At 75.6% G+C, this 499-nt stretch carries 1 protein-coding gene; it reads left to right on the top strand.

Annotated features, from left to right (window positions below):
- On the top strand, positions 1 to 499 hold a 499-nt coding region (locus Q0L15_RS10935), incomplete at both ends, for a maleylpyruvate isomerase N-terminal domain-containing protein (protein WP_296604308.1).

Below are 499 nucleotides of genomic sequence, written 5' to 3'. Positions count from 1 at the left end.
CGGGCCGGCCCGTCGCGCCGGGCGAGGACTGGACGGAGCCGGAGCGACCCACGACGTACGACGCGCTGCTGACCGCCTTCGACGAGCACTCGGCCGCGCTCGTCGCGGCCCTCGAGGCCGCCGACCCGGCGGAGCCGGCCTGGTCCTGGTCGGACGAGCAGACGGTCGGGTTCACGTTCCGTCGCCAGGCCCACGAGGCGCTGATCCACCGGCTCGACGCGGAGCTCACCGCCGGCGAGGTGACCCCGCTCGACCCTGAGCTCGCGGCCGACGGGGTGGACGAGGCGCTGGCGGTGATGTTCGGCGGCACGCCGCCGTGGGGCGCCTTCACTCCCCTGCCCGACGGGGTCCCCCAGCTCGTGCGCGTCAACCTCACCGACCGCGACGACTCCGTCTGGGTGCAGCTGGGCCACTTCAGCGGCACCGACCCCGAGAGCGACACCCGCCACGAGGCGCTCGAGGACATCGCGGTGGTGGGCGACCCCGGTGGCGAGCCCGA

This window comes from Nocardioides sp. (assembly GCF_024509035.1).
Taxonomy (GTDB): Bacteria; Actinomycetota; Actinomycetes; order Propionibacteriales; family Nocardioidaceae; genus Nocardioides.
This window is presented reverse-complemented; position numbering and strand designations above follow the sequence as displayed.